Source organism: Acidimicrobiia bacterium, assembly GCA_036396535.1.
Taxonomy (GTDB): domain Bacteria; phylum Actinomycetota; class Acidimicrobiia; order Spongiisociales; family UBA5794; genus DASWKR01.
Map to the genome: position 1 here is coordinate 1 of DASWKR010000049.1, position 3,995 is coordinate 3,995.

Below are 3,995 nucleotides of genomic sequence, written 5' to 3' on the forward strand. Positions count from 1 at the left end.
CGGCAGACACCTCGAGGTCGCCGTGGTCAGGGCACCAGACAACGACGGTGTAGACACCGACGCTCATCACGCCCGGGTCGGCGAAGAGCTTGGCTTGGCGTCGAGCGAGACGTCGGAGCACACGAACCGAGTATCGCCGCGTCTGCGCCTACAGCCGCGAGGCGAGTCACTATCACTGTGCGGCCGGTTCGCTTCACCGTGCCGATCTCCTGGCGATGTGGCCTGTTGCCCCTACCTTGCGGCACGCCGCATCGGACCTTGGCGACGATCACAGGAGCCGCTCGATCGGTGAGAAGCGACGGTGGGCGTCGCGAGCTCGTTCATCGGCTGCGGATGCGGCGTACCTCGACAGCATGGCGCGGGAGCGCCAGCCGGCGAGACGCATCAGGTCGGTCTCGTTGCCGCCCTGGGAGAGGAAGCTGTGGGCGAACGTGTGGCGAAGCTGGTGAGGGTGGATCGGGTCGATGCCGGCTTGACGGCAGCGTCGGTGGAACATCTGTCGGATCCCCGAGTCCGACAAGGCGCCCTTGACTCCGATCCACAACGCCGTAACCGCGGCCTGCTGATGGTGGACGCGGGAGCGCATGTAGCGGTCGAGTGCTTTCAAGGTCTGGGGGCCCATCGGGAGTGAGCGGTATCGGCCACCCTTGCCGCGGACGATGGCGACGCCGAGGTTCCAGTCGACGTCGGTGACGGTGAGGCCGGTGATCTCGCCGAGGCGTCCCCCTGTGTCGGTGAGCATGAGCACGAGGGCCCGGTCGCGGCGGTCCTCGAACCGGGTACCCGTACACGCGTCGATGAGGCGACGAAGGTCGTCGTCGGATACGACGGGCACCTCGGGCTCGTCGACGCGTGGCGGCTTCATGCGGGCCATCGGGGAGACGTCGACCTCTTGCTCGGCCTCGAGCCACTTCCACAGTTGCTGGAGCGCACGGAATCGGTTGGCGGCCGTGGACGCGGATCGGGTCTCGATGATGTGGACGATGAACGCCTCGATGTCCTCGCGACGGACCTCTCTCGGTGTGGTGGGGCGTCCGTCGTCGAGGAAGTCGACGAGCTGGCCGGCGGCCTCCAAGTAGGTCCGAATCGTCTTCGGAGCCTTCCTTTCGGCGCGAAGATGAAGAATCCATGAATCCAGCAGGGCCCGTAGACTGCCCGATGTGGCCTCGATTTCGCCCAAAAAAGTCGCCTTCTGTTATCCGCTGTGCTAGCGTTGCGCATGTTAGCAGGGGAGGAAGCGACCTGGCGAGACCGCTAGAGCCACAACGGATAGACAGGCTGGCGTAGCTCAGTTGGCCAGAGCAGCTGATTTGTAATCAGCAGGTCGTGGGTTCGAGTCCCACCGCCAGCTCCACGCCCTACCCGGCCGCTGTGTACCGGGGACCGCGAAATGCCGGGTTCTGTCACCCGCCCTCCTTACGCTGATCGCATGCTGTCAGACCGTGACCGGCGCGTGCTCGACTTCGAGGGATCGTGGTGGCTCTACCCGGGCCCCAAAGACCGCGCCATCAGGGACTATCTCGGTATGACGGCCACCCGCTACTACCAGGTCTTGCGGAGGCTGGCGGAGGACGATCGGGCTCTCGACCATGCTCCGCTCACCATCAGGCGGATTCGCAAGATGCGCAGGCAGAGGATCGACGAGGTCTCGGCGCGGTTCGACGGCAGCGGCGACTCCACGGGCTGATGACCGGCTTCCCGCCCCTCGAGCGGCCGCCCGAGGTCGCCGGGCGCACGGTCTCGGGGATGCTCACCAGGGTCGGCGTCGGCGCCTGGAGCGTGCTCGGTGTCCTGCTCCTGGCGTACGCCACGGTGTGGGTGGTCATCAGAGTCCGCGTGCTGATCGCCCCGATCGTCCTGGCCACCGTGCTCATCTACCTGCTGAATCCGCTGGTCAAGCGGTTCCGAGCGGTCGGCATCCCGCGCGTCGTCGGCGCGGTCCTCAGCTTTCTGGTGCTCGTCGGCGTCGTCGTGCTGCTCGGCTTTCTGATCGTGCCGAGCATCTCGGACCAGGCCTCCGACCTGGCCAGCAGCTTCCCGGAGATCTACGAGAAGTCGGCGACGCAGATCGAGGGCATCGCCGACGACCTCGGCTTCGGAGCCGTCGAGCTGTGGTCGTACGAGGAGCTCGAGGAGTTCGTGAACGACCCGGAGCGGCATGATCAGATCGTCGGGGCCGTGCTCGACCGACTCGGAGAGGTGACGTCCGGCATCGTCGAGGCGATCCTTGTGTTCTTCATCGCACCGGCAGTCGCCTTCTACATCCTGCTCGATCTGCCGCGACTCGGCAGGGAGTTGACGGAGTTGTTGCCGCCGCGTCACAAGGACGAGGTCGTGTACGTCGCTCGGGAGCTCGGGTCGGCTGTCGGAGGCTTCCTGCGCGGCCAGATGCTGGTCGCCGTCATCGTCGGGATCATGACGAGCGCCGGCTTCGCTCTCATCGGGCTCGACTTCGCGCTGATCATCGGGCTCATCGCCGGGTTCCTAAACATCATCCCGTTCGTCGGGCCGTGGGTCGGGGGAGCGCTCGGGGTGATGATCGGCCTCGTCACGGGGTCGGTGACGACGGCTGGGTCGGCGGCTCTCGTCGCCCTCGGTGTCCAGCAGGTCGACAACCACTTCATCAGCCCGACGGTGCTCAGGGCGACGGTGCGGCTCCACCCGGCTGTGGTGATCCTCGTGCTCGTGCTCGGCGGTGCCCTCGGGGGACTGTGGGGGGTGGTGCTCGCCGTTCCGGTGACGGCCTCCGTCAAGATCGTTGCCGGCCACCTCTGGAGGACTCGGGTGCTCGGCCAATCCTGGGAAGAGGCGACGTCTGCGCTCATCGAACCGGCGAATGCCGAGACCTTGCTGTCCCGGATTCGCCGCGAAGCGGCCGACATGGACTTGAATGGCGAGGACGAAGCCGGCGACGCTGCGCCGGACGACGGGCTCGAGACGGGTGGAGACCCAGACGGCCCGACATGATCGATTTCATCCTCGGAGCGCTCCTCGTTGCGCTCATCGTGCGCGGATGGCTGCGCGGGTTCGTGCGCGAGGCGATCGGCGTCGGCGTCCTGCTCGTGGGGACCATCCTCGCCTTCCGGCTCAGCGAGCCCGCCGGGGCGGTCGTGTCGGCGATGGCGGGGAGTTCGCACGACGTCTCCCGGTACGCCGGTGGTGTCGTCGTCTTCCTTCTGATCGCTGTCGGGGGAGCGGTCGTTTCCTACCTCGCCCATCGCGGGGTGAGAGCGCTGCCCGGTCTCCCGACGATGAACCGGGTCGGTGGGGCTCTGCTCGGCGCCACCGCCGGGGTGGTTGCCGCCACCGTCGCCTTCTCCGCACTGGCGGTCGCAGCCCCGGCGGCGGCGGTGACGAGCAGCATCGAGGCGTCGTCGCTCGGCGGGGCGCTCGTCGATCCGGCCGGCCCGGCGCAGGCAGCCTTGGGGGCTCTGGCAGGCGACACGGTGATCGCCACCGTCATGCGGCTGAAATCCGCCGTCGGTGAGCAGCGCTTCGCAACCGACAGCCGCGCCGAGCTGGCGCTGCCCGCCACCGAGCGCGGCGAGCTGGCGAGGGCGGCAGGCGTCGAAGCTCGGCTGCTCGACATGCTGAATCGGAGCCGAGTCGGCGCCGACAGCGGCCCGGTTGCCCGCTCGACGACGCTCGACGATGCGGCGGCGGCGGAGGCGCGCAAGCTCTACGTCCGTGCCGGCCGCAGGGCTCGATCTGCCGAGGCGATCCTCGTCTCGATGGGCGTCCCGGTCGTCGATGCCGCCGAGCTGATCGCGCTCGGGGCCTCACCCGGCTCGGTGCACCAAGGCATCGTCGAGGAGGCCGCGGTGCACGACACCATCCTCGACCCGCGGTACAGCAAGGCGGGGATCGCGACGTACCGGGGACCCTACGGGCTGCTCACGGTGGTGTTCCTCGCGAGTTGAAGAGCTCCCTCGGCGCCGCTTCGGGGTTGCCCCACCCCGACGTTCCCTGCCACGCCGCCTTCCCGGTGCTCTCCT

Annotated in this window: 4 protein-coding genes and 1 tRNA gene; 4 read left to right on the forward strand and 1 reads right to left on the reverse strand. The window is 68.0% G+C overall.

Features of this window, described 5'->3' with window-relative positions:
• Positions 1-268: 268 nt before the first annotated feature.
• Positions 269-1,180 carry a tyrosine-type recombinase/integrase gene (locus tag VGC47_08590; GenBank protein HEX9855357.1) on the reverse strand — a complete coding sequence of 304 codons (912 nt, stop codon included), beginning with the start codon at positions 1,178-1,180 and terminating at the stop codon, positions 269-271.
• 97 nt (positions 1,181-1,277) lie between these two features.
• Between VGC47_08590 and VGC47_08595 the strand changes: the two genes are divergently transcribed.
• From VGC47_08595 to VGC47_08610, 4 genes are all read left to right on the forward strand, one after another.
• A tRNA-Thr gene (locus VGC47_08595) sits at positions 1,278-1,354 on the forward strand.
• Between the two features lie 75 nt (positions 1,355-1,429).
• The gene (locus tag VGC47_08600) at positions 1,430-1,687 is read left to right on the forward strand and encodes a DUF3263 domain-containing protein (GenBank protein HEX9855358.1); all 258 of its coding nucleotides are present in this window, start codon (positions 1,430-1,432) and stop codon (positions 1,685-1,687) included.
• Positions 1,687-2,967 (forward strand): AI-2E family transporter, encoded by a 1,281-nt coding sequence (locus VGC47_08605; GenBank protein ID HEX9855359.1) that lies wholly within the window; start codon positions 1,687-1,689, stop codon positions 2,965-2,967. Before VGC47_08600 ends, VGC47_08605 begins: the two co-directional genes overlap by 1 nt.
• Positions 2,964-3,920 (forward strand): CvpA family protein, encoded by a 957-nt coding sequence (locus tag VGC47_08610; protein HEX9855360.1) that lies wholly within the window; start codon positions 2,964-2,966, stop codon positions 3,918-3,920. The genes VGC47_08605 and VGC47_08610 overlap by 4 nt, the downstream gene beginning before the upstream one ends.
• Positions 3,921-3,995 lie beyond the last annotated feature (75 nt).

What these genes read in the sequence shown, in the direction of transcription:
- VGC47_08600 (HEX9855358.1), top strand. Translation starts at nt 1,430, where the DNA reads ATGCTGTCAGACCGTGACCGGCGCGTGCTCGACTTCGAGGGATCGTGG.
- VGC47_08605 (HEX9855359.1), top strand. Translation starts at nt 1,687, where the DNA reads ATGACCGGCTTCCCGCCCCTCGAGCGGCCGCCCGAGGTCGCCGGGCGC.
- VGC47_08610 (HEX9855360.1), top strand. Translation starts at nt 2,964, where the DNA reads ATGATCGATTTCATCCTCGGAGCGCTCCTCGTTGCGCTCATCGTGCGC.